Source organism: Sphingosinicellaceae bacterium, from assembly GCA_019285715.1.
In the GTDB taxonomy this organism is placed as follows: domain Bacteria; phylum Pseudomonadota; class Alphaproteobacteria; order Sphingomonadales; family Sphingomonadaceae; genus Glacieibacterium.
Window position 1 is genome coordinate 3,389,618 of record CP079108.1, and the last position, 20,237, is coordinate 3,409,854.

21 protein-coding genes are annotated in these 20,237 nt (G+C 67.7%); 8 read left to right on the forward strand and 13 right to left on the reverse strand.

All coding sequences use genetic code 11. The features are described from left to right. Window positions 1-65: 65 nt before the first annotated feature. Window positions 66-962, forward strand: coding sequence for an OmpA family protein (locus tag KX816_15480; protein ID QXQ05616.1), 897 nt, complete (start codon window positions 66-68; stop codon window positions 960-962). 1 nt (window position 963) lies between these two features. Here KX816_15480 and KX816_15485 read toward each other — a convergent pair whose 3' ends face one another. Beyond that, complete coding sequence (locus tag KX816_15485) at window positions 964-2,367, reverse strand: tannase/feruloyl esterase family alpha/beta hydrolase (GenBank protein ID QXQ05617.1); 1,404 nt, start codon at window positions 2,365-2,367, stop codon at window positions 964-966. A 52-nt stretch (window positions 2,368-2,419) separates the two neighbouring features. Beyond that, on the reverse strand, window positions 2,420-3,544 hold the full coding sequence (locus KX816_15490; GenBank protein ID QXQ05618.1) for a hypothetical protein: 1,125 nt from the start codon (window positions 3,542-3,544) through the stop codon (window positions 2,420-2,422). Between the two features lie 179 nt (window positions 3,545-3,723). Between KX816_15490 and KX816_15495 the strand changes: the two genes are divergently transcribed. From KX816_15495 to ftsH, 4 genes are all read left to right on the forward strand, one after another. Then, window positions 3,724-4,671 carry a helix-turn-helix domain-containing protein gene (locus KX816_15495; protein ID QXQ05619.1) on the forward strand — a complete coding sequence of 316 codons (948 nt, stop codon included), beginning with the start codon at window positions 3,724-3,726 and terminating at the stop codon, window positions 4,669-4,671. Next, window positions 4,668-5,558, forward strand: coding sequence for a tetratricopeptide repeat protein (locus KX816_15500; protein ID QXQ05620.1), 891 nt, complete (start codon window positions 4,668-4,670; stop codon window positions 5,556-5,558). The genes KX816_15495 and KX816_15500 overlap by 4 nt, the downstream gene beginning before the upstream one ends. Then, complete coding sequence (gene tilS / locus KX816_15505) at window positions 5,546-6,487, forward strand: tRNA lysidine(34) synthetase TilS (protein QXQ05621.1); 942 nt, start codon at window positions 5,546-5,548, stop codon at window positions 6,485-6,487. The genes KX816_15500 and tilS overlap by 13 nt, the downstream gene beginning before the upstream one ends. A gap of 92 nt (window positions 6,488-6,579) precedes the next feature. Continuing rightward, the gene (gene ftsH / locus KX816_15510; GenBank protein ID QXQ05622.1) at window positions 6,580-8,523 is read left to right on the forward strand and encodes an ATP-dependent zinc metalloprotease FtsH; all 1,944 of its coding nucleotides are present in this window, start codon (window positions 6,580-6,582) and stop codon (window positions 8,521-8,523) included. A 58-nt stretch (window positions 8,524-8,581) separates the two neighbouring features. On the opposite strand, the gene KX816_15515 is transcribed toward ftsH, so the two are convergent. Together KX816_15515 and KX816_15520 are read right to left on the reverse strand one after the other, a co-directional pair. After that, entirely contained in the window at window positions 8,582-10,147 is a 1,566-nt protein-coding gene (locus KX816_15515; protein ID QXQ05623.1) for a capsule assembly Wzi family protein, read from the reverse strand. A 90-nt stretch (window positions 10,148-10,237) separates the two neighbouring features. Continuing rightward, window positions 10,238-11,173, reverse strand: coding sequence for a methyltransferase (locus KX816_15520; GenBank protein QXQ05624.1), 936 nt, complete (start codon window positions 11,171-11,173; stop codon window positions 10,238-10,240). An 83-nt stretch (window positions 11,174-11,256) separates the two neighbouring features. On the opposite strand from KX816_15520, the gene KX816_15525 reads away from it, so the two are divergent. Next, window positions 11,257-12,741, forward strand: a complete 1,485-nt coding sequence (locus tag KX816_15525; protein ID QXQ05625.1) for a coniferyl aldehyde dehydrogenase — start codon at window positions 11,257-11,259, stop codon at window positions 12,739-12,741. A gap of 468 nt (window positions 12,742-13,209) precedes the next feature. On the opposite strand, the gene KX816_15530 is transcribed toward KX816_15525, so the two are convergent. Both KX816_15530 and KX816_15535 read right to left on the reverse strand, forming a co-directional pair. After that, complete coding sequence (locus tag KX816_15530; GenBank protein QXQ05626.1) at window positions 13,210-13,611, reverse strand: VOC family protein; 402 nt, start codon at window positions 13,609-13,611, stop codon at window positions 13,210-13,212. Window positions 13,612-13,679: 68 nt separating this feature from the next. Further along, window positions 13,680-14,546, reverse strand: coding sequence for a helix-turn-helix domain-containing protein (locus KX816_15535; protein QXQ05627.1), 867 nt, complete (start codon window positions 14,544-14,546; stop codon window positions 13,680-13,682). 129 nt (window positions 14,547-14,675) lie between these two features. On the opposite strand from KX816_15535, the gene infC reads away from it, so the two are divergent. Both infC and KX816_15545 read left to right on the forward strand, forming a co-directional pair. Beyond that, window positions 14,676-15,197: a translation initiation factor IF-3 gene (gene infC / locus KX816_15540; protein ID QXQ05628.1), complete on the forward strand. Its 522-nt coding sequence runs from the start codon at window positions 14,676-14,678 to the stop codon at window positions 15,195-15,197. Window positions 15,198-15,442: 245 nt separating this feature from the next. Further along, entirely contained in the window at window positions 15,443-15,682 is a 240-nt protein-coding gene (locus KX816_15545) for an SWIB/MDM2 domain-containing protein (protein QXQ08611.1), read from the forward strand. 192 nt (window positions 15,683-15,874) lie between these two features. Here the strand turns inward: KX816_15545 and KX816_15550 are convergent, their stop codons facing one another. Genes KX816_15550 through KX816_15580 form a run of 7 tightly spaced genes read right to left on the reverse strand, consistent with a single transcriptional unit; the run spans window position 15,875 to window position 20,234 of the window. Further along, window positions 15,875-16,105, reverse strand: coding sequence for a hypothetical protein (locus KX816_15550; protein QXQ05629.1), 231 nt, complete (start codon window positions 16,103-16,105; stop codon window positions 15,875-15,877). 5 nt (window positions 16,106-16,110) lie between these two features. Further along, entirely contained in the window at window positions 16,111-16,485 is a 375-nt protein-coding gene (locus tag KX816_15555) for an iron-sulfur cluster assembly accessory protein (protein QXQ05630.1), read from the reverse strand. After that, entirely contained in the window at window positions 16,485-16,958 is a 474-nt protein-coding gene (locus KX816_15560) for an SUF system Fe-S cluster assembly protein (GenBank protein QXQ05631.1), read from the reverse strand. The genes KX816_15555 and KX816_15560 overlap by 1 nt, the downstream gene beginning before the upstream one ends. Beyond that, window positions 16,955-18,292, reverse strand: coding sequence for a cysteine desulfurase (locus KX816_15565; GenBank protein ID QXQ08612.1), 1,338 nt, complete (start codon window positions 18,290-18,292; stop codon window positions 16,955-16,957). Before KX816_15565 ends, KX816_15560 begins: the two co-directional genes overlap by 4 nt. Further along, complete coding sequence (locus KX816_15570) at window positions 18,292-19,122, reverse strand: SufD family Fe-S cluster assembly protein (GenBank protein ID QXQ05632.1); 831 nt, start codon at window positions 19,120-19,122, stop codon at window positions 18,292-18,294. Before KX816_15570 ends, KX816_15565 begins: the two co-directional genes overlap by 1 nt. Then, window positions 19,119-19,859, reverse strand: a complete 741-nt coding sequence (gene sufC, locus KX816_15575) for a Fe-S cluster assembly ATPase SufC (GenBank protein QXQ05633.1) — start codon at window positions 19,857-19,859, stop codon at window positions 19,119-19,121. Before sufC ends, KX816_15570 begins: the two co-directional genes overlap by 4 nt. Further along, window positions 19,860-20,234, reverse strand: coding sequence for a hypothetical protein (locus KX816_15580; protein ID QXQ05634.1), 375 nt, complete (start codon window positions 20,232-20,234; stop codon window positions 19,860-19,862). It lies immediately after the preceding gene. Between the last annotated feature and the right edge of the window lie 3 nt (window positions 20,235-20,237).

Below are 20,237 nucleotides of genomic sequence, written 5' to 3' on the forward strand. Positions count from 1 at the left end.
ATGCTGCTCCCTCTCCCACTGCTGGGAGAGGGGCGGGGAGAGGGTTCTTCACCCCGCACCACCCCATGAAATACGAGCCCCCCGCCAATTTCGAACCTGAAGTCGTCATCCGCTGGAAGAAGCAGAAGCACGCGCCCCATCACGGCGGCGCGTGGAAGATCGCCTATGCCGACTTCGTCACTGCGATGATGGCGTTCTTCCTGCTGCTGTGGATAATCGGCGCAACCAACGAGGACCAGCGCAAGGGCATCGCCGACTATTTCACGCCGACCGTTATCCAGATGAAGAACTCGGGCGGCTCGAACGGCGTCATGGGCGGGCGTTCGCTGATGGTCGAGGACGGGGTCGCGCCGCACCCGGCGACGCGCGGCCGGCGACCGACCCCGACCAGCGGCGGCGGGGGCGGCGGTCCGCTCGAGACCGAGACGACCTCTCCCGACAAGGCGACCGCGCCAGGGGCCCAGCGCAAGGCCGACGAGGAGAAGTTCAACAAGGTCGAGCGGATCATCAACGCGCGACTGGCGGGCGACCCGACGCTCAAGGGGCTCAAGGGGCAGATCCGATTTGTCCGGACCCGCGACGGGCTCCGCATCGACATGGTCGAGCGCGCCGACTTCTCGATGTTCGCCAGCGGGACGAGCGTCTACACCGGCGAGGCGGCAGCACTGGTGCGAACCGTGGCGAAAGCGCTGACCGGCGTCCCGAACGGCCTGACGGTGAGCGGGCATACCGACGGTGCCGCCTACAGCGCCGGGGGCTCCAACAACTGGACGCTGTCGACGGCGCGGGCGGACGCAACGCGGCGGACGCTGTCGGCTTCCGGGATCGACAGCAACCGCTTCCGCCGCATCGACGGCGTCGCCGATACCGATCCGTTCAACCCTGCCGACCGCCTCGACCCGCGCAACCGGCGGATCAGCGTCACGTTGCTGTACCGGCAGGCAGAGGTGTCTGCTCGCTGACCTAGTAAGGGGCGAGGCTCTGGGTCGCGCCAGCTGCCCCCTTGGCGGTCAGCGTCCCCGGGGCCTGGCCCTGCTCGACCCACGCCGCCAGCGCACCGAGCCAATCGACCTGGCTCGGCGATGCGCCGCCGCCGCAATGGAGCATCCCGGGCACGAGGTAGAGCCGGTGGAAATCGGCGACGTCGCCGTATTTCTTCCGAAGCGCGGCGGTGTAGGCGATGCTGTACTCAGGCGAAATCGCCGGATCGTTCCAGCCATGGTACTGGATCAGCTTGCCGCCGTGGGTGCGGAATGCGGTCAGGTCGGGGTCGGTCGAGTTGACCACGCTGGCAAATGTCTCGCTCTTCACGAAGTCGGCGCGGGTCATCCCGGCGACGCTGAACTTTGGATCGCCGCGGACGACGTAGCCGAACCAGTTGGCGGCAAAGCCTTCGGGGCGGTCGCTGGCACCGGTGGCACCGGCGTTGCGGCCGAGCAGCCAATTATCCCAGCTACCGGGCTGGGCCTCGGCCCCGGGCTTGAGGCCGGGCAAGTGCTTGCCGGTCGCCGGGTTGACGACGCCGCGGTAGATCGCGCGCACGGTGGCGACTTCGGACTTGGTCAAGCACTGGTCGCTGGCCGCGCCCTTGCACAGCAATACGGCGGGATCGAAGCGGCACGATGTCGGGTCCGCAACCCAGCCGCCGCCGCCGCACGCCTTCAGCGCCGCTGCCTGCAGCGCCGGAAGCTTCGCCTTCGACAGCATCGCGCCCGGCACCCGCGCCTTCTGCTCGAGGACCGCTGCGCTCGCCTGCAGGCTGGTCCAGTCGCTGGCGGCGGCCCCGGCGACGATACCGTCAAAGTCGCGCGGGTAGCGCTGCGCGGTCATCAGTGCCTCGCGCCCGCCGTCGGAACAGCCGAAGAAATACGACTTCTTTGGCGGCGATCCATACGCCGCGAGCACCGCCTTCGCTGCGTCGGTGGTCACCTTGACCGCGCGCGAGCCGAAATCGATCAGCTTTTCAGGATGGCCGAGCGCCCAGCTGGCGTCGGTGCTGTCTGTCGACTGGTGGCCGTCATCGGTCCCGGCCACCGCATAACCCGCCGCCAGCCCGAGGCCGAGCGAGCCGTACGGGATCTTGCCGGCAAAACCGCCGTTGCCGACCTGCAGGTACTTGCCGTTCCAGCCTGAGCCGGCGGGAATCCACAGCTCGATGCGGATGGCGGAGTCGGTCGTCGGCTTTGCGATGATGGCGACCCGGCAGAAATCGCGCGGCTGCTTGAGCGGCTCGGCTCCGGCCGGGACGGCGGTCGCGGAAGTGACGCTCGCACCGGGAATCGTCGTCGCGGCCAGCGCCGAGCAGTCGACCGCCGCCGCCGGTGCGGCGACCAGTGCCGCGATGCCCGCGAGCCAGGAATAGCGCATCTTCGTCCCCTCTTCGTGTCGTCCGAACGCTATCCCGCCGGCTGGCGCCCGGCTAGTCCCGCGCCAGCACGCCGCGCGCGAACAGGTCCTGCTGCCGCGCCAGTTCATCCGCCAGCGGCTTGTACGCAGTGCGATCTGCGTCGGGCGTGAACCCGGCAAACAGGCCGTTGGGGCAGTGGCGGTCGTTGTCCCAGCCGCGGTGACTGAGCACCGGATAGAGGCAGATGCCCTCGACCGGCACCCCGCTCACCATCGCGCTCGCGGCTTCGTCGGCGATATAGTGGAGCCACGGCGCCCGGAAGACGCCCTCGGTGCCGGTCTCGGCAATCACCACCGGCAGGGCGTAGCGCGCGTGGACGTCGGCGAGCATCTCGCGCAGCGGCTTGAACAGCACGTCGCCAAGGAAGACGTGGCGACCGTTGTCGATCCACTGGTTGTTGAAATAGTAGTTGACCCCGATTGCATCGACCGTGCCGGGCCGACCGCCGAGTTCGGGGCGCTTGCGGCCGATCAGCATGTCGACCGCTTCGTGCTGCCCCTCGCGGTGATCGGCGGCGACGCGGACGTGCTGCTCAAGTGGCGACTGCGGGATAATGTTGATCAGCGGCTCGGCGGACATGAAGCGCGCGTTCGGAGCGACGGCACGCACCGCATCGACCGCGGCGAGATACATCCGCACCAGCTGCGCCTTGAGCTCACCGCCGCGGCCCCGCGCGAACGGATTCAGATAGCCGACGTCGCCGCCGCCCCAGCTGTGGAAACTGATCTCGTTGACCGGGCAGAACCATAGCGGACCATCGCTCTCGTCGCGGATGACGGCGGCGGCGGCTCCGCAGAACTCCGCGAAGCGCTGGATGAATCCCGGGCTCCAGATATCGGCACCGTTGGGCCAGCCGTAGTGAAAAAGGTCCCATACGACGTCGGCACGGGCGGCACGGGCGGCGCGGAGCTGGGGCAGCAGGCTCGACCAGTCGTACTGGCCGCGGCGGCGCTCGACCAAGTGCCAGCGGACACCGTCGCGGGCGGCGTGGATGCCATGTGCCGCGAGCAGGCGGTAATCGCCATCGGCCTGCACGTCGTGGCCCGACAACGCGATCAGGTCGAGACGGATGCCATCGGCGCGCTTTTGGGTCGAACATTCGAACCCGCCGAGGAAGAATGACTTGAACAAGCTCATTACGGCGTGGCCCTTCCATGGGCGTTGCGCCGCCGCAAGCTTGCGGTGGACGGTGGCTGCAGCCCCGCAGGCCGTAACGCCGCGCGGTTGACTTGAGACCCGGCGCGAGCGACGGTGCGCAAGCCTTGTCGGCGTCCGCATAATCTGGTCGGCGCCATTGGGGGACAGAGGACATTCGGGTGGAAGACGACGTTAGCGACGGCGCATTGGCCTCGAGCCCGGCGACCGTATCCGGGCGAAAAACGGCGCCCGATCGGATCGGTGCGCGGCTCGCCGCAGCACGGGTCGCCGCAAAGCTCGAGCTCATCGACATCGCCCGGGAGACGCGCGTGCCGCTGCGTCACCTCAAGGCGATCGAGGCCGATGCCCACGACGAGCTGCCGGCCATGCCGTATGCGGTCGGCTTCGTGAAGTCGCTGGCGCGCGCTGTTGGCATGGACCCTGACGAGGCCGGGCAACGCTTCCGCGCCGAGACGACGATGATCCCGCACACACCGATGGCGGCCTCGCTGGAGCCGCTCGACGAGCGCCGCCTGCCGTCGCGCGGCATGGTCATGGCGAGCGTCGCCGGCCTCGTGCTGCTGCTTGGTGGGTTGACCGCTTATGGGGCGGGCTGGTTCGACACGCCGGTCCATTCGACCGTGGCTGCGACGACGGCTGGCAACACCACCGCGCCCGTCGAGCTGGCGCCCGCGCCCGGTACCGATGGCGCGCCGCTGGTCTCGGGCGATACCGCCGTGACGCCTGCTGCAGCCACGACCGCCGTCTCGCCCACCGCCGCCCCGGCCGCCGGAGCCAGCAGCGGGGTTACCATCGTCGCCTCGGACGACGCCTGGATCCGCGTCTATCGCACCTCGCCGACCACCGGTCGCCCCGAGGCAGTCAAGACCGGTCTGATGGTCAAGGGCGAGCGCTACAATGTCCCTGCCGAACCTGGCCTCAAGCTGTGGACCGGGCGCGCTGGCGCACTCCACCTGACGGTCGATGGTCGCACACTGCCGCCGCTCGGTGGTCCTGCCGAAACCGTCCGCAACGTCAGCCTCGACGCGCCCGCGCTGCGCGCCCGCCTCGTTCCAGCCAGCGCGACCGCCGCCACCGCCCCAGCGCCGAACCCGAGCGTCCGATGAAACTCCTGCTGATGGTGGCGGCCCTCGCCACAGCCATGCCTGTGCTCGCCCAGAACAGCATCACGGTGCCCAGCGACCCGGTGATCGTCAAGCGCATCGGCAAGCTCGAGTCCGAGATGAAGGCGGTCCAGCGCAAGGTCTTCCCCGGCGGCGATCCGCGCTTCTTCGAGCCCGAGGTCCAGCCCGCCGCGCCCGCCCCGACCGAGACCGTCGGCACTCCCGCGACCGCGCCCCTGACCGATCTGACTGCGCGCGTTGGCGAGCTCGAGGCGCAGTTGCGGACGCTGACCGGCCAGGTCGAGGCCAACCAGTTCAAGGTTCGGCAGCTCGAGGATGGGCTCGCCAAGTTCAAGGGCGACGCCGAGTTCCGGCTTTCGGCGCTCGAAGGCAACGGGCCTAAGCCAGCACCGCAGGATGCCGGCGTCGGTGCCAGCCCGGCCCCCAACGACACCGCTCCCGTCGTGCCGGAGAAGCCCGAGGCAGCCCCCGGCCCCAAGACTGTCGAGGAGCAGTGGCGCTCCGCCTACGCGCTCGTCGTGGCGAAAAAATACGCCGATGCCGAGACGGCGCTGACCGACTTCCTGAGCGCCAATCCCAAGGCAGTGCGGGCGTCCGATGCACAATACTGGCTCGGCAAGAGCTATGCGTCCGACAAGCAGCACGCCGCCGCTGCGAAGGCCTTTCTCGACGGCTACCAGAAGTATCCCAAGGGCGCGCGGGCACCCGACAGCCTGCTCGGGCTGAGTCAGGCGCTGATCGATCTCAAAAAGCCGGCGCAGGCGTGCCAGTCGCTGGGCGAGCTTGACGCGGTCTACGGTGCCAAGCTGAGCCCGGCGCTGAAGGCGCAGGCTGAAAAGGCGCGCACCGCGGCGAAGTGCAAGGCGTAGGCGACGCCGTCGAACGCCTGATCGGGCGGCCGCTCCGCGTCGATGAACGCGTCGCGCTCGCGGTCTCGGGCGGCCCGGACAGCCTTGCGCTGCTGCTCCTCGCCCACGATGCATTCGGTTCGCGCATCGTCGCGCTGACCGTCGACCACGCGCTCCGCGCCGGCTCCGCGGGCGAAGCGGCGATGGTCGCGATGATGTGCACGCGCCTCGACGTCGAGCATGTGACGCTGTGCTGGACCGGGATCAAGCCGAGCGCCAACCTGCAGGCGGAGGCGCGGCAGGCCCGGTATGCCCTCATGGGCGACTGGTGTGCGGCCCACGGCGTGGCGTGGCTGCTGACCGGCCATCACGCCGACGACCAGGCGGAGACGCTGTTAATGCGGCTGGCGCGCGGCAGCGGCAGCGGCGGGTTGGCGGGCATCCGCGCGGTGCGGGCGCTCGGGAACGGCGTCACCCTCCTCCGCCCGCTGCTGGGCGAGCGGCGTACGAGCCTGGGGGCGATCGTCGCGGCGGCGGGCCTGACCCCCGTCGACGATCCCGCCAACCGCGACCCTCGCCATGATCGCACCGGTGCTCGCACGACGCTCGCCGCCACCCCGTGGCTCGATCCCGGGCGCCTCGCCGCCGCCGCCGCCCACCTCGCCGAGGCTGAAGCCGCACTCGACTGGGCGGCGGGGCTTGCGTGGGACAGCCGCGTCGAAGCCGGCTCCGGTAATGTCGTGGTCGATGCTGCCGGACTACCGGACGAGCTGCTGCGAAGGCTCGTCGCACGCGCCTTCGCCAGCTTCGGCGAGGCCCCCGATGGCCCGCGACTCGACCGCCTGATCATTCGTCTTGCGGTCGGCGGGGCTGCGACATTGGGGTCCATCAAGGGCCGTGGCGGGGTAAAATGGACATTTAGCCGCGTCGCGCCGAGGGTAAAACCCTAACGAATGGCGCAACCGGCGATTGCACCCGGCCGTAACACGCCTATCTTGTCGTGGTACATGAGTGCGTCCTGCCTGTTCCGAAAGTCCGCCCGATGAACGAACCCAAGCGTCCACAGTCGCCCTGGTTGAAGAGTATCGGCCTATGGGCAGCGATCCTGCTCGCGCTGGTCGTCGTCGTGAACGTCCTGCAGGGGCCGTCCACGAGCGCAACCGGCTCGGCGCTCGCTTATTCCGACTTCCTGACCAAGGTCGACGAGGGCAGCGTCAAGGGCGTCGAGTTCCGTGGCGGCGACATCCAGGGCCGGACCACCGGCGACGAGGCGTTCCGCACCACCATCCCGCCGATGGGCGACCCGCAGCTGATCGAGAAGCTCCGCGCCAAGGGCGTGCATTTCGATGCCAAGCCCGAGGAGCAGCGTGGCTTCCTGGCGCAGCTGCTGCTCTCGATGCTGCCGTTCGTCCTGATGATCGGCATCTGGATCTTCGTCATGCGCCAGATGCAGAATGGCACCGGGCGCGGCGCGATGGGCTTCGGCAAGTCGCGCGCCAAGCTGCTCGTCCCGAAGGAAGGTCGCGTCACGTTCGAGGACGTCGCCGGCATCGACGAGGCGCGCGAGGAACTTCAGGAGATCGTCGATTTCCTCAAGGACCCGCAGAAATTCCACCGTCTCGGCGGCAAGATTCCGAAGGGTGCGCTGCTCGTCGGCCCTCCGGGCACCGGCAAGACGCTGCTGGCGCGCGCCATCGCCGGTGAAGCCAATGTGCCGTTCTTCAACATCTCGGGCTCCGACTTCGTCGAGATGTTCGTCGGCGTCGGCGCAAGCCGGGTCCGCGACATGTTCGAGCAGGCCAAGAAGTCGTCGCCCTGCATCATCTTCATCGACGAGATCGACGCTGTTGGTCGCTCACGCGGTGCCGGCCTGGGCGGTGGCAACGACGAACGCGAGCAGACGTTGAACCAGCTGCTTGTCGAAATGGACGGCTTCGACGCCAACGAAGGCATCATCATCGTCGCGGCAACCAACCGCCCCGACGTTCTCGACCCCGCGCTGCTGCGTCCGGGCCGCTTCGACCGCCAGGTAGTGGTCGGCCGTCCCGACATCGAGGGCCGCGAGAAGATTCTTGCCGTCCATATGCGCAAGGTGCCGCTCGCGCCCGACGTAAATCCGCGCGTCATCGCGCGCGGCACCCCGGGCTTCTCGGGTGCGGACCTCGCCAACCTCGTTAACGAGGCAGCGTTGCTTGCGGCCCGTCGCGGCAAGCGACTGGTCGCAATGGCCGAGTTCGAGGATGCCAAGGACAAGGTCCTGATGGGCGTCGAGCGCAAGTCGATGGTGATGACCGACGATGAGAAAAAGATGACCGCCTATCATGAGGCCGGCCATGCCGTAGTCTCGATGCACGAGGCGGCCAGCGACCCGATCCACAAGGCGACGATCATCCCGCGCGGCCGTGCGCTGGGCATGGTGATGCGCCTGCCTGAGCGCGACAACTACAGCTACCATCGCGACAAGATGTACGCGAACCTGTCGGTCTCGATGGGCGGGCGCGTCGCCGAGGAAGTCATCTTCGGGCACGACAAGGTGTCGTCGGGCGCGTCGTCGGACATCAGCTACGCCACCGACCTCGCCAAGAACATGGTCACCCAGTGGGGCATGTCCGACAAGCTCGGGCCGCTCAAGTACGGCGACAACCAAGAGGAAGTGTTCCTCGGCCACTCGGTGACCCGGACGCAGAACGTGTCGGAGGAAACGGCTCGGATGATTGACGCCGAGGTCAAGGCCATCGTCATCGCCGGCTACGACCGAGCCAAGCATGTGCTGACCGAAAACATCGACCAACTGCACAGGCTGGCGGCTGCCCTGCTCGAACTCGAGACATTGTCGGGCGACGAGATCAAGCGCGTGCTGGCGGGCGAGACGGTCGACCGCGCCGCGACGATCGGGCGGCTCGCCGCACCAACCCCGATCGGCGTATCGGCAATCCCCAAGACGGGTCGCCGCGGCGGCTTCGGGGAGCCTGCACCGCAGGTTTGAATATTCAGGCTCGACTACCCGACATCCCCGCGAGAGCGGGGATGTCGTCGTTTCGGGCTCAGAACCGCATCCGGTAGCTCGCCTCGATCTGCGCATTCGCATCGCGCCGACCGGGAGTATTGGGTGAATCGGTCTGGTAACGGACCTCTAGCCCAACGTCCCCATAGGCCGTCGGAACTTCTGCGCCGGTCGTTAGCAGCGCGAACTTTTCATGATCGCGCGATACTCGGTAACTAAAGGACCCGAACTGCACGCCCTGAATGAAGATCGGCAGGGGCGGGTCGCCGAGGCTGAACAGGTTGAGGTCGACCTTGCGCGCCGACGCATACCAGCGCCGATTCTTGGTATCGGTCAGTGAGAAAGCCGCAACTAGGTTGCGGCTGTCGCCGTCGGTCCAGTAGCCGATCGGCTGGGCCCGATAGGTGAACCCGTCGGTATAGAGCGAGTTGTTGTACAGCGAGAAAGGGTAACGGCGGCGGCTCTTCAGGGCATTCTCCAGGGGTGTGCCGTGGAACAGCTGGCTCGCGAGCGTGTCTGCGTATTCGATGTTGAACTGCCAGCTGACACCCTTGCTGCCCCATGGCCCGGAGAAGGTACCGCCGACCTGCCGCGCGTATTGCTCGAGGATGATATGCTGGAAGTCCTCGGCTTCGACCTCGAAATACAGCTTGGCCGAGACTTTGCCGAAGCGCCGGACATAGCTTGCGTCGTAGCCAGCGAGCTGGTTGCCGGCCTGGGCGAGATAGTCCTTGAGGGTGCCGCTGGTGGGATTATCGGCATTGCCGATACCAATGAATGAGTTGCTGATCTGCTTGAAGCCGCAGGCGTGGCCCTGACCACAAAGCTGCTGGGCGCGGTTGAGTCCGATCTCGAGACCCCGCGCCGGCTCGAAGCTGAGGCGCGAGCCGACCGTGATGATGTTGCGGTAGTCGGCGCGCGGGCCATTCAATACGCCGGCGAAGATCTCAAAGCGCATTGGCCCGAGCCAGCGCAGCACCGGGAAATCGATCGGGTATGGCATCAGGCGCTTGATGCCGACCTTGGGGAAGGGTCGCGCCGAGTTCGAGAACAGCAGGGCGCCGTCGTGGCCGGGGCCGTACCATTGCTCGGTATAGCCGCCGTAGACCGCCCAGTTACCGAGGCGCACGGAGACCTCGCTCGGCTCGAAGTTATAGTGCGGGCCGACCTGGTTACCACTGCGGTAGCCGGCACCCAAAGTGACACTGACGACGTCGGTGTTGAACGACACGGCGCCCGAGACGTCGGCCTTGCCGCGTGCCTCGCTGCCGAAGTCGCGTGCTGTCGCGACGCCGCTGGTGGCGCGGACATTGGCTTCGATCGTCACCCGCTTGCGGGCGAAATCGTCGAGCTTCTCGAGCCGCGACACCGCCGCGTCGAGATAGGGGTCGAGGGCGCGCCCGTCGCGGGCATTGTCGAGCGCCGGCTCGATCTGCTCCCACGGCAGCGGCCACGAATCGACCGGTCCGCGGATAAGGCCGGCGGCCTTGAGCAGGTCAACGTCCTGGCGCAGCTGCTTGTCGCCGACGTCGGCGAATGGTCCCGCCAGTGCGGGTGCCGACGACGCCAGCAGCGCCGCCGCCAAGACCCAATTTCGCAGTCGCATGCCGTTCCCCGCCCTGAACTTTTCCCGGTCCTAGCGAGTTTGGCGGTCGCTGTCAGGCGGCGTCGTATAAACAGGCTGGCGTCGTGTCGATCAGCCGGGACGTGTGGCTATCGCGCCGACAGCGGCGATGCGCTCGACCCCGGCACGGGCATAGACGGGCCGGTCGAGCTCCTCGCCAAAGATGTCAGGATCGAGCTCGCGGTAGCGAAGTGTGCACCCCGCCGCTGCCATCGCTTCGGCCAGGTCGGCGCGGAAGCCGTCGATGCCGCCGACGATGGCGGTCCCGGTGTAGAGCAGCAGGCGACCGCCGGGAGCGAGCCGTGCGGCGATCGCGGCCGCCATGTCGAGCGACAGTTGCGAACCGAGCCGGTCGCCGCCGTGGCGATAGGCGCGCTTGGCCTCGTCGATGATGAACGGCGGGTTCGCCAGCGCGAGGTCGATCGGCGCTTTGAACCCTGCCAGCGCGTCGCCCTCGAGCGCCTCGACCTCGAGATTGGCGTAGCGCGCATTGACCCGCGCCAGCTCGAGCGCCGCGCCGTTTATGTCGGTCATCACCAGCCGCGCCGGCAAGGCTAGGCTTGCGGCGACGGTCAGACCGACACCGCTGCCGGTACCGACGTCGATCACGGTGCGGCACAACGAGTCGCGCGCCAGTTCCTCGACAATGAAATCGGCAAACCGGTAGCTGTCGGGACCAAAGAAGACGGCGTCGCCGTCGCTGGTCGGATAGGCGGAGTGGAGAAACAGCCGGCCGCGTAGCCGCGACACCCGGATGCTGCTGCGCCAACCCTGGGCGGTTTCCGTGATCGCGCCCGTACGCTGGAGGATGTCGCGGACCGCGGCAGGGAGGTCCCCGGGCGGCACCGTGCGGCTCCAGCCGAGCAGGTCACGGAGGTCGTAGCCGACGGCACTGCGCGCCATGATCCGCGCATGAGTGGCCGGGGTCGGTGCGACGAAGCGGTAGTCGGTAGCATCAAGCGCACCGAGGAGGTCGAGCAAGGCGTGGGCGTCGTAACGATCGGTCATGCGGCGCTGACACGCGCGGTGGACCGAGATGGTTCCTTGCACGGGTTGAAGGCGCGCGTAGAGTGCCGCTCAAATCTGGGGAGATGACGATGGCAACGGCAGCGAAGACGGTCACCGCGGCCACACCGCAGGCCTGGGACGAGCGCGATGCGGCGGCCATGCTGGCCCTCCTCCACCGCCAGCGTGCCGCCTTCACCGCCGAGCTGCCGGTCACCGCCGCGGTACGCAAGGACCGGCTGAAGCGCGCCATTGCCCTCGTCATCGCCGGCAAGGACCGGTTCGCAGCGGCGCTGTCGGAGGACTTCGGCCACCGCTCGGTGCCGATGTCGATGATGACCGATATCGTCGCCTCGGTCGGGCCGCTGAAGCACGCGCTGAAGCACTTCGAGGCGTGGTCGAAACCAGAGAAGCGCGCCGTGATGTTCCCTCTCGGGCTGCTCGGGGCGCGGGCGCGGGTCGAGTTCCAGCCGAAGGGCGTCATCGGGATCATCAGCCCGTGGAATTTCCCGGTCAACCTGACCTTCGCGCCACTGGCGGGCGTGCTCGCGGCAGGCAACCGGGCGATGATCAAGCCGTCGGAGTTCACGCCGGTGACCTCGGCGCTGATGAAGGAGCTGATCGCTGCCGCCTTCGACGAGGCCGAGGTCGCGGTCGTTACCGGCGGCCCTGAGCTCGGCCGCGCGTTCAGCGAATTGCCCTTCGACCACCTGATCTTTACCGGCAGCACCGCGATCGGCCGGCACGTCATGGCGGCGGCGGCAAAGAACCTGGTGCCGCTGACCCTCGAACTCGGCGGCAAGTCGCCGACGATCGTGTCGCGCAGCGCCAACACGGCGCGGACGACCGAGCGGATCGCGCTCGGCAAGATGATGAATGCCGGGCAGATCTGCCTCGCGCCCGACTATCTGCTGGTGCCGCGCGAGGACGAGGCGAAGATCGTCGACGGCCTGAAGGCGGCGGTCGCGACGATGTACCCGACGCTGCTGTCGAACCCCGACTACACCAGCGTCATGGGCGCCCGGCACCGCGAGCGGCTCGAGGCGCACGTCGCCGACGCCACCGCCAAAGGGGCGAAGGTAACCGTCGTCAACCCGGCGAACGAGGACTTCACCAAGCAGAACACCAACAAGATGCCGCTCCACATCCTGCAGGGCGTCACCGAGGACATGACGGTGATGCAGGAGGAGATCTTCGGGCCGCTGCTGCCGGTGATGGCCTACGATAAGCTCGAGGGCGCGATCGACTACGTCAACGCCCACGACCGGCCGCTCGGCCTGTACTGGTTCGGCGAGGATGCGGGCGAGCAGCGCGCCGTGCTCGACCGGACGATCTCGGGCGGCGTCACCGTCAACGACGTCGTCTTCCACGTCTCGATGGAAGACCTGCCGTTCGGCGGCGTCGGCCCATCCGGGATGGGCAGCTACCACGGCCTCGACGGCTTCCGCGCCTTCAGCCACGCCAAGGCGATCTACACCCAGCCGAAGATCGACGTGGCTGGCGTCGCCGGCTTCAAGCCGCCGTATGGGGCGAAGACGGCAAAGTCGATCGCGGGACAGTTGAAGGGCTAGGTGCCGGGTCGGACAGGCGTGCTCGGGCTGTCGAAGTGACGCCATCATCGGTCACCCCGAGGCCGGGGGATCGCAATCAGGCCGGCGAATATGAACGAGAGTTGTCAGAGTTGAGACCCTCGAGTGTTTTGCAAATTCGGCGAGCGTGTCGAGCAGTGTGCTGAGATGGTCGTAGATTCAATGGTTTCGCGGTCTCAAACGATGAGAAAGATCACGGTCTAAGACTTAGGCGATCCCTCATTGTACCAGTCAGGTGAGATGTAGGACAGCGGTGAATTCCGGCACTGCGGGCGGCGCCAACGGCCGTGTCGTGCGGCCTGTGACCGCGCGCATTATGCTGGCGAACGCCAGCACCCAGCGTGGTGCAAGCCCCCACCCCCGCGTCTCGCACCAACGTGGGTGCTGGCGTTCGCCAGCATGACGGCGGAGAGCGGTGAGTGAGGAGCGCCGCAACCGAGGTGAACAGACTTAGACCGCCCACGGATCGTAGCTCCCGAAGGTCCACACGTGACCGCCGGGATCGCGGACGTCGTAGCTGCGACCGCCGTAATCCTGGTCCTTGACGCCCACAATAATATCGGCTCCGGCAGCCACTGCCCGGGCGTAGTGGGCGTCGGGATCGTCGAGGCTGACCGAGATCGAGCCGGTGACGCCGCCGAGCTTCGCGGGTGTATCGATGCCGTAGATGTTGCCGGGACGCAGCGTCGAGACCATCACCATGTTGTCGTCGAGCAGCAGCTGCGCGTGTGCGACGCCGCCGGCACCGTCGTCGTAGACCGCGTGGCGGGTGAAGCCGAACGCCGTCACCAGAAAGTCGATCGCCGCGTGGGCGTCCGCGTATTGCAGGGTCGGGATGATCGCGTGGCGCATGGCAGGTTCCTTGGTTGTGGGAGTGACTTAATCGGCACCAAGCTCCGCCCGCTTGGACGGAATTGACCTCAGCGCTCGGCCAGGCCGCCGCCGCCCGGCAGCGTTGCCGCCAGCCACGCCCGCGGCGTCATCCCGGCATAGCGTCGGAAATCGCGGAGCATGTGGGGCTGGTCGAAATAGCCCGCGTCGAGCGCCCGCGTCGTCCAGTCGAGCGCCCCGCCCTCGACCCGCTTGATCAGCCTGTCGAAGCGCACGACCTGCGCGAACGCCTTGGGGGGCAGGCCGACCTGCTCGCGAAAACGCGCGATGAAGTGACGCTGGCTGATGCCGGTCGCCAGCGCCAGTGCGCCGACCGACTGGAGCGGGTCGGCGGTCAATTGTGTCCACGCCCACTCGACGGCGCTGTCGGCGTCGCGGGCGCGACCGAGGCGATCGCCGACGAACCGTTCGAGCAAGGCAAAGCGCGCCTCCGTGTCGGCGGCCTCGACGAGACGCGCGCCGAGCTCGCGCGCGACCACGCTGCCGAGCACCGCCGCCAGCCCGGCAACCTCACCGGCCAGCCTGCCGAGCGGCACGCCGAGCAGTCGAATCGCGCCGAGCGGTGACAGCGCGACCTGTACGCCAGCCTGGCTGCCGCCGCTTTCCGACAGGGCGAAGCGCTCGTGGAGACCCGCGATGAAGCCCTCGCCGGCGCCGAAGACATGGCGGATGCCGAAGCCGTCGACGATGCCTATCGGCTCTCCGAGGTTGACGATGAGAACCGGGGCCGGATGCGGCAGCTCGCGCCGCACGTTGAACGAGCGCGTCGTCTCGGCATAGTCGACATTGCTCACGACATGCGGGCAGAAGGCTGCGGGTGCGGCCCGCCGGCTGAAGCGCCACCAGTCGTCGCCGTGGCGGTGCTCGAGCGTGACGATGGGGTCGACACCGGCCATGGTGGGAGAATATGCGCGGGCGGAACGTTCGCCAAGCCTATCGCCCTTTCGCCGGGACGCGATTCGCATTACATAGCGAAGCTACGTCACCCAGGAGACACTGCCATACCACCGCCCCCGCGCCGCAATATGAACGCGCCCGCGCCGATGAACGGCCCGCGCTACGACGAATTCATCACCGCACCCAAGGTGCGCGTGATCGATCAGGACGGCGAAAATCTCGGCGTCCTCTACACCAAGGAAGCGATCGCCACTGCCCACGAGGTTGGCCTCAACCTCGTCGAAGTGTCGCCGGGCGCCGATCCGCCAGTGTGCAAGATCCTCGATGTCGGCAAGTTCAAGTACGAGGCCCAGAAAAAGGCCGCTGCCGCCCGCAAGAACCAGAAGACGCAGGAGATCAAGGAAATCAAGATGCGTCCGAACATCGACGACCACGATTACGACACCAAGATGAAGGCCGTCGCGCGCTTCATCGAGGAGGGCGACAAGGTCAAGCTGACGCTGCGCTTCCGGGGCCGCGAACTGAGCCACGGCGAGCTCGGGTTGCGCCTGCTCGAGCGGGTTCGCGACGACGCAGCGGACTATGCCAAGGTCGAGCAATTGCCCAAGATGGAAGGCCGTCAGATGCTGATGGTCATCGCGCCGCGCTGAACCGAGCGATTTACCTAGGTAGAATCGGTCGAATCAGTCCGTTGCGGCATTGCGTGGCGTTCCCGTTACGCTAAGGTTTCACCCAGGACGCGGACGGGTCGCCAGCTTCGGCGGCTCGCCATAGCGACCGATAAGGGAACGAGGGGAGTTCAATGGCATCACCACCGAAAAAGCCCGCAGCCAAGGCTGCGGTAAAGGCCCCCAAGGCCGCCAAGGATCCGTCGGCACCGAAGCCGGCGCGCAACATGGATGCCCTGCAGAAGCCACTGACGCCGTCGCCTGAACTCGCCGAGATCGTCGGTGCCGGTCAGTTGCCGCGCGGCCAGGTCGTCAGCAAGGTCTGGGACTATATCCGGAAGCACAACCTCCAGAACCCGGCCGACAAGCGCGAAATCCTTGCCGACGCCAAGCTGAAGAAGGTTTTCGGGCGCGACAAGTGCACGATGTTCGAAATGAACAAGTACCTGGCGCAGCACCTGAAGTAGGTCGCAGCGCGGCCGCGCGCAGCAGAAGGAACGCACTTAGCGTTCGTCTGCTGCGCGCGGACTCGCGCAAGACCGGCCGGCTAGTTAGCGGCGGTGCCGCTAAATTCGTCCGAAGTCAGCCGCGGCTTTGCCGTGGCTCTTTTTTTGCCTTTCTGACTCTCTGCACCCGAGAGCGCGCAGCCAGCCCCTCCCCTACCGGTCGTTCCGCGCCTCGCGCTCCGCCTTGCGGCGTTCCTTCGCCATCTTGCGGTCGTGCTTGGCCTGGTCTTCCCCGAGATGGCGCTCACGCCGCCCCCGGTTGCGATCAGCCTCGGACTGGCTGACGGTCAGCTTGTCGACGGTCCAGCCCGCGACCTGGAACGGTGCCTTGACCACGGCGACCGCGGTCGACACGCAACCCCCCAGGGCAACGAGCAGCAGCATCGGCGCTAGACGGTAAAGCTTTCCCCGCACCCGCAGCTCCCCTTGGCGTTGGGGTTGGTGAACACGAATGCCGCGGTGAAGTCGTCCTCGCGCCAGTCCATCGTGCTGCCGATCAGGTACATCAGCGAGCCACCGTCGACGTATAGCGTGCCGGCGGGCGTCGGCACCGCCTCGTCACCGGGCTTGGGCTCGGCGACGTAGGACAGGTCGTAGGCAAGGCCCGAGCAACCGCGCTTCGGCGTTGTCAGGCGAACGCCGGCCGTGCCTTCGGGAGCCTTCGCCATGAGCGCCGCGATGCGCTCGACGGCATTCGGCGTGACCAGGATCGGCGCGGGCCGCTCGCGACGGACACGCGGCGCAGTGATGACGGCGGCGTCCATCAGAGCATCCCCATTTCGAGCTTGGCCTCGTCGGACATCTTGCCCGGGTCCCAGGCAGGATCCCAGACGAGGTTGACTTCGGCGGTCGCAATACCGGGCACGCTCATTACGCGCATCTCGACCTCGCCCGGCATGGTCTCGGCGACCGGGCAGTTGGGCGTGGTCAGCGTCATTGAGACGACCGCGTGGCCCTCGTCGAGATCGACCCCGTAGATCAGGCCGAGGTCATAGATGTTGACCGGGATTTCCGGGTCGTAGATCGACCGCAGCGCCTCGATGACGTTCTCGTACAGCTCGCTACCGGGGCCGTCGGAGGAGGCCTCGGCTGGCTTGGTGCGCAGGAAGCCTTCGAGGAAGTCGGGCTCGCGTGCCCCGCCGACGGGCGCATCCATAGAACTACTGCCGACCGCCGGAGCCTTGGCGACCTCAGGGGCAGCCTCGACTTCCTCGATGCTGAACGTCCGCTCGTTCATCCGAAAATCCTCGTTACGCGCTTCATACCGTCGAGCAGCCGCTCGACATCGTCGTCGCCGTTGTAGACCGCGAAGCTCGCCCGCGCCGTTGCCGGTACCCCGAGCACGCCCATCAAGGGCTGTGCGCAGTGGTGGCCGGCGCGGATGGCGACGCCGCTCTCGTCCAAGATAGTGCCGATGTCGTGGGGATGCACCCCGTCGAGCGCGAACGAGACGATGCCGGCGGACTCCTCCGGTCCGAACACGCGGACCGAGTTGAAGTGGCGCAGGCCGTCGCGCGCCAGCATAGCCAGACGGCGTTCGTGCGCGTCGATGACGTCGAGCCCGATCGCGTCGACGTAGTCGATCGCCGCCGCCAGCCCGATCGCTCCGACGATGTGCGGAGTGCCCGCCTCGAAACGCTGCGGTGCGGGCGCGTAGGTCGAGCGCTCGAAGGTCACCGTCTCGATCATCGAGCCGCCGCCCTGCCACGGCGGCATGGCGTCAAGGAGCTCGCCCCGCGCCCACAGCACGCCGATGCCGGTCGGACCGTAGAGCTTGTGGCCCGAGAAGACGTAGAAGTCGGCACCCGAGGCCTGCACGTCGATGGCGATGCGCGGCGCGGCCTGGCAGCCGTCGACGAGCAGCTTGGCTCCGACAGCGTGTGCGGCGGCGGCGATCCGCCCGATGTCGGCGACGCTGCCGAGGACGTTGGAGACGTGGGCAATTGATACTAACTTTGTGCTTATACGCAGTAATGCGATCAGCGCGTCTTCGTCGATGCGGTGGTCGGCGGTCAGCGGGGCGACGTCGATCTCGATGCCAGTCCTGTCCCTAAGTAGCTGCCACGGCACAATATTACTGTGATGCTCGAGCGCCGAGATGACGATGCGGTCGCCGGCCTTCAGGCTGTTGCCCCAGGAATTGGCGACCAGGTTGATCGCCTCGGTCGCGCCGCGGACGAACACCACTTCCGATGCGCTGCGGGCGTTGATGAAGCTGGCCACGGTCTGGCGAGCCGCCTCGAAACGCTCGGTCATGGTGGCGGAGCGCGCGTACACGCCGCGGTGGACGGTCGCGTATTCGGGGCCGTAAGCGCGGGCGATCGCGTCGATTACCACGCCCGGCTTCTGCGCGGTTGCGGCGGAGTCGAGGTAGGCCCAACCGTCGGCGAGGCCAGGGAAATCGGCGCGTCTACTCTCCCCTTTAGGGGAGGGTGCGAGAGACGGCGAAGCCGGCCCGCGGGTGGGGGTCTCCGGGTTTGTGGCGAAGGACCCACCCCCGGGGCCGGGGCTAAAGGGCGCCGTCTCTCCGCGCCCCTCCCCTGAAGGGGAGGGGGAAAAGCGGGCGTCCATCACGACGTCTGCTCCAGCCACCCGATCGCCTCGTCCATCATCGCCTCGCGCATGGCCTCGTCGCGTACGCCGTCGAGCGCGTCGCCAATGAACGCGCGGGTCAGCAGCGCCTTCGCTGCCGCCGGGTCGACGCCGCGGCTTTGCAGGTAGAACAGGGCGTCGCGGTTGAGCTCGCCGACGGTCGCGCCGTGGGCGCATTTGACGTCGTCGGCGTAGATTTCGAGCTCGGGCTTGGCGTTGGCGGTCGCGGTGCGGGCGAGCAGCAGCGCCTTCACCGACTGCGAGGCGTCGGTCTTCTGCGCATCGCGGGCGACCGCGACCTTGCCGAGGTAGCTGCCGACGGCGCGGTCGTCGACGACGGTGCGGACCGTCTGCGCCGAGGTGGCGTTGGGGGCGACGTGGCGCATCGTCGTGACGATCTCGAGCGTCTGCGCGCCCCTTGCGAGGATGACGCCGTTGAGCGCGAAGTCGGCGCCGTCGCCGAGCGTGACCTCGACCGCGATGCGCCCGAAGCGGCTGCCGTGGCTGAGGATATCGAGCTGCGCCGACGCGCCCGCGGCGATGTCGAGGGTGTACAGCTGGGTCGTCACCGACGCGATATCGCGGGCCTGGACGATGCTCAGGTCGAGCCGTCCGCCGGTCGCGACCGACATCGCGACGCGGTCGTTGCGCCAGCCTGCGCCGATCAGCCGCTCGGTCAGGACGCGAGTCTCGCCCGCGCCGACGACGATCTCGCGGGAGGCACTAACGCCTTCCGGCCAGACCTCGCCGAGCGCGGCCAGATCGCTGTAGCGCCAGGCCTCGTCGCGGCGGGTGGGGAGCGCGCTCATGCCGCCTGCCTCACATAGCCCTCGCGCTCGAGTTCATGAGCGAGCTCCGGGCCGCCGCTGCGCTCGATGCGACCAGCGACCAGCACGTGGACGCGGTCGGGGACGACATAGTCGAGCAGGCGCTGGTAGTGGGTAATCAGCAGCGTTGCACGGGTCGGCGAGCGCAGCCGGTTGATGCCGTCCGACACCACCCGCAGCGCGTCGATGTCGAGGCCGGAGTCGGTCTCGTCGAGCACGGCGAGCTTGGGCGCGAGCACGGCCATCTGGACCATCTCGTTGCGCTTCTTCTCGCCGCCGGAGAAGCCGACGTTGACCGGCCGCTTGAGCATGTCCATCGACAGGCCGAAGCCCTCGGCCTCGACCTTGATCAGCTTCATGAACTCGGCCCCCGACGCCTCCGCCTCGCCGCGCTGCTTGCGCTGGGCGTTGAGGGCGGTGCGCAGGAAGGCGAGGTTCGACACGCCGGGGATCTCGACCGGATATTGCAGCCCGAGGAACAGGCCGGCGGCGGCGCGCTGGTGCGGTTCGAGCGCGAGCAGGTCCTGGCCGTCGAAGGTGACGCTGCCCGACGTGACCTCGTAGCCGGCACGGCCTGCGAGGACGTAGCTCAGCGTCGACTTGCCGGCGCCGTTCGGCCCCATGATGGCATGAACCTCGCCCGCGTTGACGGTCAGCGTCAGCCCGTTGAGGATCGACTTGCCGTCGACGGTGGCGTGGAGGTCGTTGATCTCGAGCACTTAACTGGCCTTCTTGTCGGAATATTTGCGGGTGACGATGGTCGCGTTGGCGCGGTCGCGGAGTTCGTCGTCGGCGACCCGGAGCGAGCGTTCGGCGACTTCCGCGGTGACCACTGGGTCGCCGCCGCGCGCCATTTCCGCCGCCTGCACCTTGGCGACGGCGGTGGCGCGTTCGGCGATACATGCCTTCATGGCGCGGTCGGTCAGGGCAGCGGGCTGGTCGGCGGCGATGTCGACGGAGGCCGCGGCCTTGTCGACGCAGGTCGCGTAGGCAGCCGAGGCTGCATCGGCGGCCGCTTGCGTCGGGTTAGGGGCGGCGGTCGCGGTGGGTGCGGGCTTGCTGCAGCCAGCGAGAGCAACCAAAAGCAATGGCAACAA

Bases quoted from the DNA above. Each gene is read 5' to 3' on its own strand.
- KX816_15480 (QXQ05616.1), top strand. From the start codon at position 66: ATGAAATACGAGCCCCCCGCCAATTTCGAACCTGAAGTCGTCATCCGC.
- KX816_15485 (QXQ05617.1), bottom strand. From the start codon at position 2,367: ATGCGCTATTCCTGGCTCGCGGGCATCGCGGCACTGGTCGCCGCACCG.
- KX816_15490 (QXQ05618.1), bottom strand. From the start codon at position 3,544: ATGAGCTTGTTCAAGTCATTCTTCCTCGGCGGGTTCGAATGTTCGACC.
- KX816_15500 (QXQ05620.1), top strand. From the start codon at position 4,668: ATGAAACTCCTGCTGATGGTGGCGGCCCTCGCCACAGCCATGCCTGTG.
- ftsH (QXQ05622.1), top strand. From the start codon at position 6,580: ATGAACGAACCCAAGCGTCCACAGTCGCCCTGGTTGAAGAGTATCGGC.
- KX816_15515 (QXQ05623.1), bottom strand. From the start codon at position 10,147: ATGCGACTGCGAAATTGGGTCTTGGCGGCGGCGCTGCTGGCGTCGTCG.
- KX816_15520 (QXQ05624.1), bottom strand. From the start codon at position 11,173: ATGACCGATCGTTACGACGCCCACGCCTTGCTCGACCTCCTCGGTGCG.
- KX816_15525 (QXQ05625.1), top strand. From the start codon at position 11,257: ATGACGATGGCAACGGCAGCGAAGACGGTCACCGCGGCCACACCGCAG.
- KX816_15530 (QXQ05626.1), bottom strand. From the start codon at position 13,611: ATGCGCCACGCGATCATCCCGACCCTGCAATACGCGGACGCCCACGCG.
- KX816_15535 (QXQ05627.1), bottom strand. From the start codon at position 14,546: ATGGCCGGTGTCGACCCCATCGTCACGCTCGAGCACCGCCACGGCGAC.
- infC (QXQ05628.1), top strand. From the start codon at position 14,676: ATGAACGCGCCCGCGCCGATGAACGGCCCGCGCTACGACGAATTCATC.
- KX816_15545 (QXQ08611.1), top strand. From the start codon at position 15,443: ATGGATGCCCTGCAGAAGCCACTGACGCCGTCGCCTGAACTCGCCGAG.
- KX816_15550 (QXQ05629.1), bottom strand. From the start codon at position 16,105: ATGCTGCTGCTCGTTGCCCTGGGGGGTTGCGTGTCGACCGCGGTCGCC.
- KX816_15555 (QXQ05630.1), bottom strand. From the start codon at position 16,485: ATGGACGCCGCCGTCATCACTGCGCCGCGTGTCCGTCGCGAGCGGCCC.
- KX816_15560 (QXQ05631.1), bottom strand. From the start codon at position 16,958: ATGAACGAGCGGACGTTCAGCATCGAGGAAGTCGAGGCTGCCCCTGAG.
- KX816_15565 (QXQ08612.1), bottom strand. From the start codon at position 18,292: ATGGACGCCCGCTTTTCCCCCTCCCCTTCAGGGGAGGGGCGCGGAGAG.
- KX816_15570 (QXQ05632.1), bottom strand. From the start codon at position 19,122: ATGAGCGCGCTCCCCACCCGCCGCGACGAGGCCTGGCGCTACAGCGAT.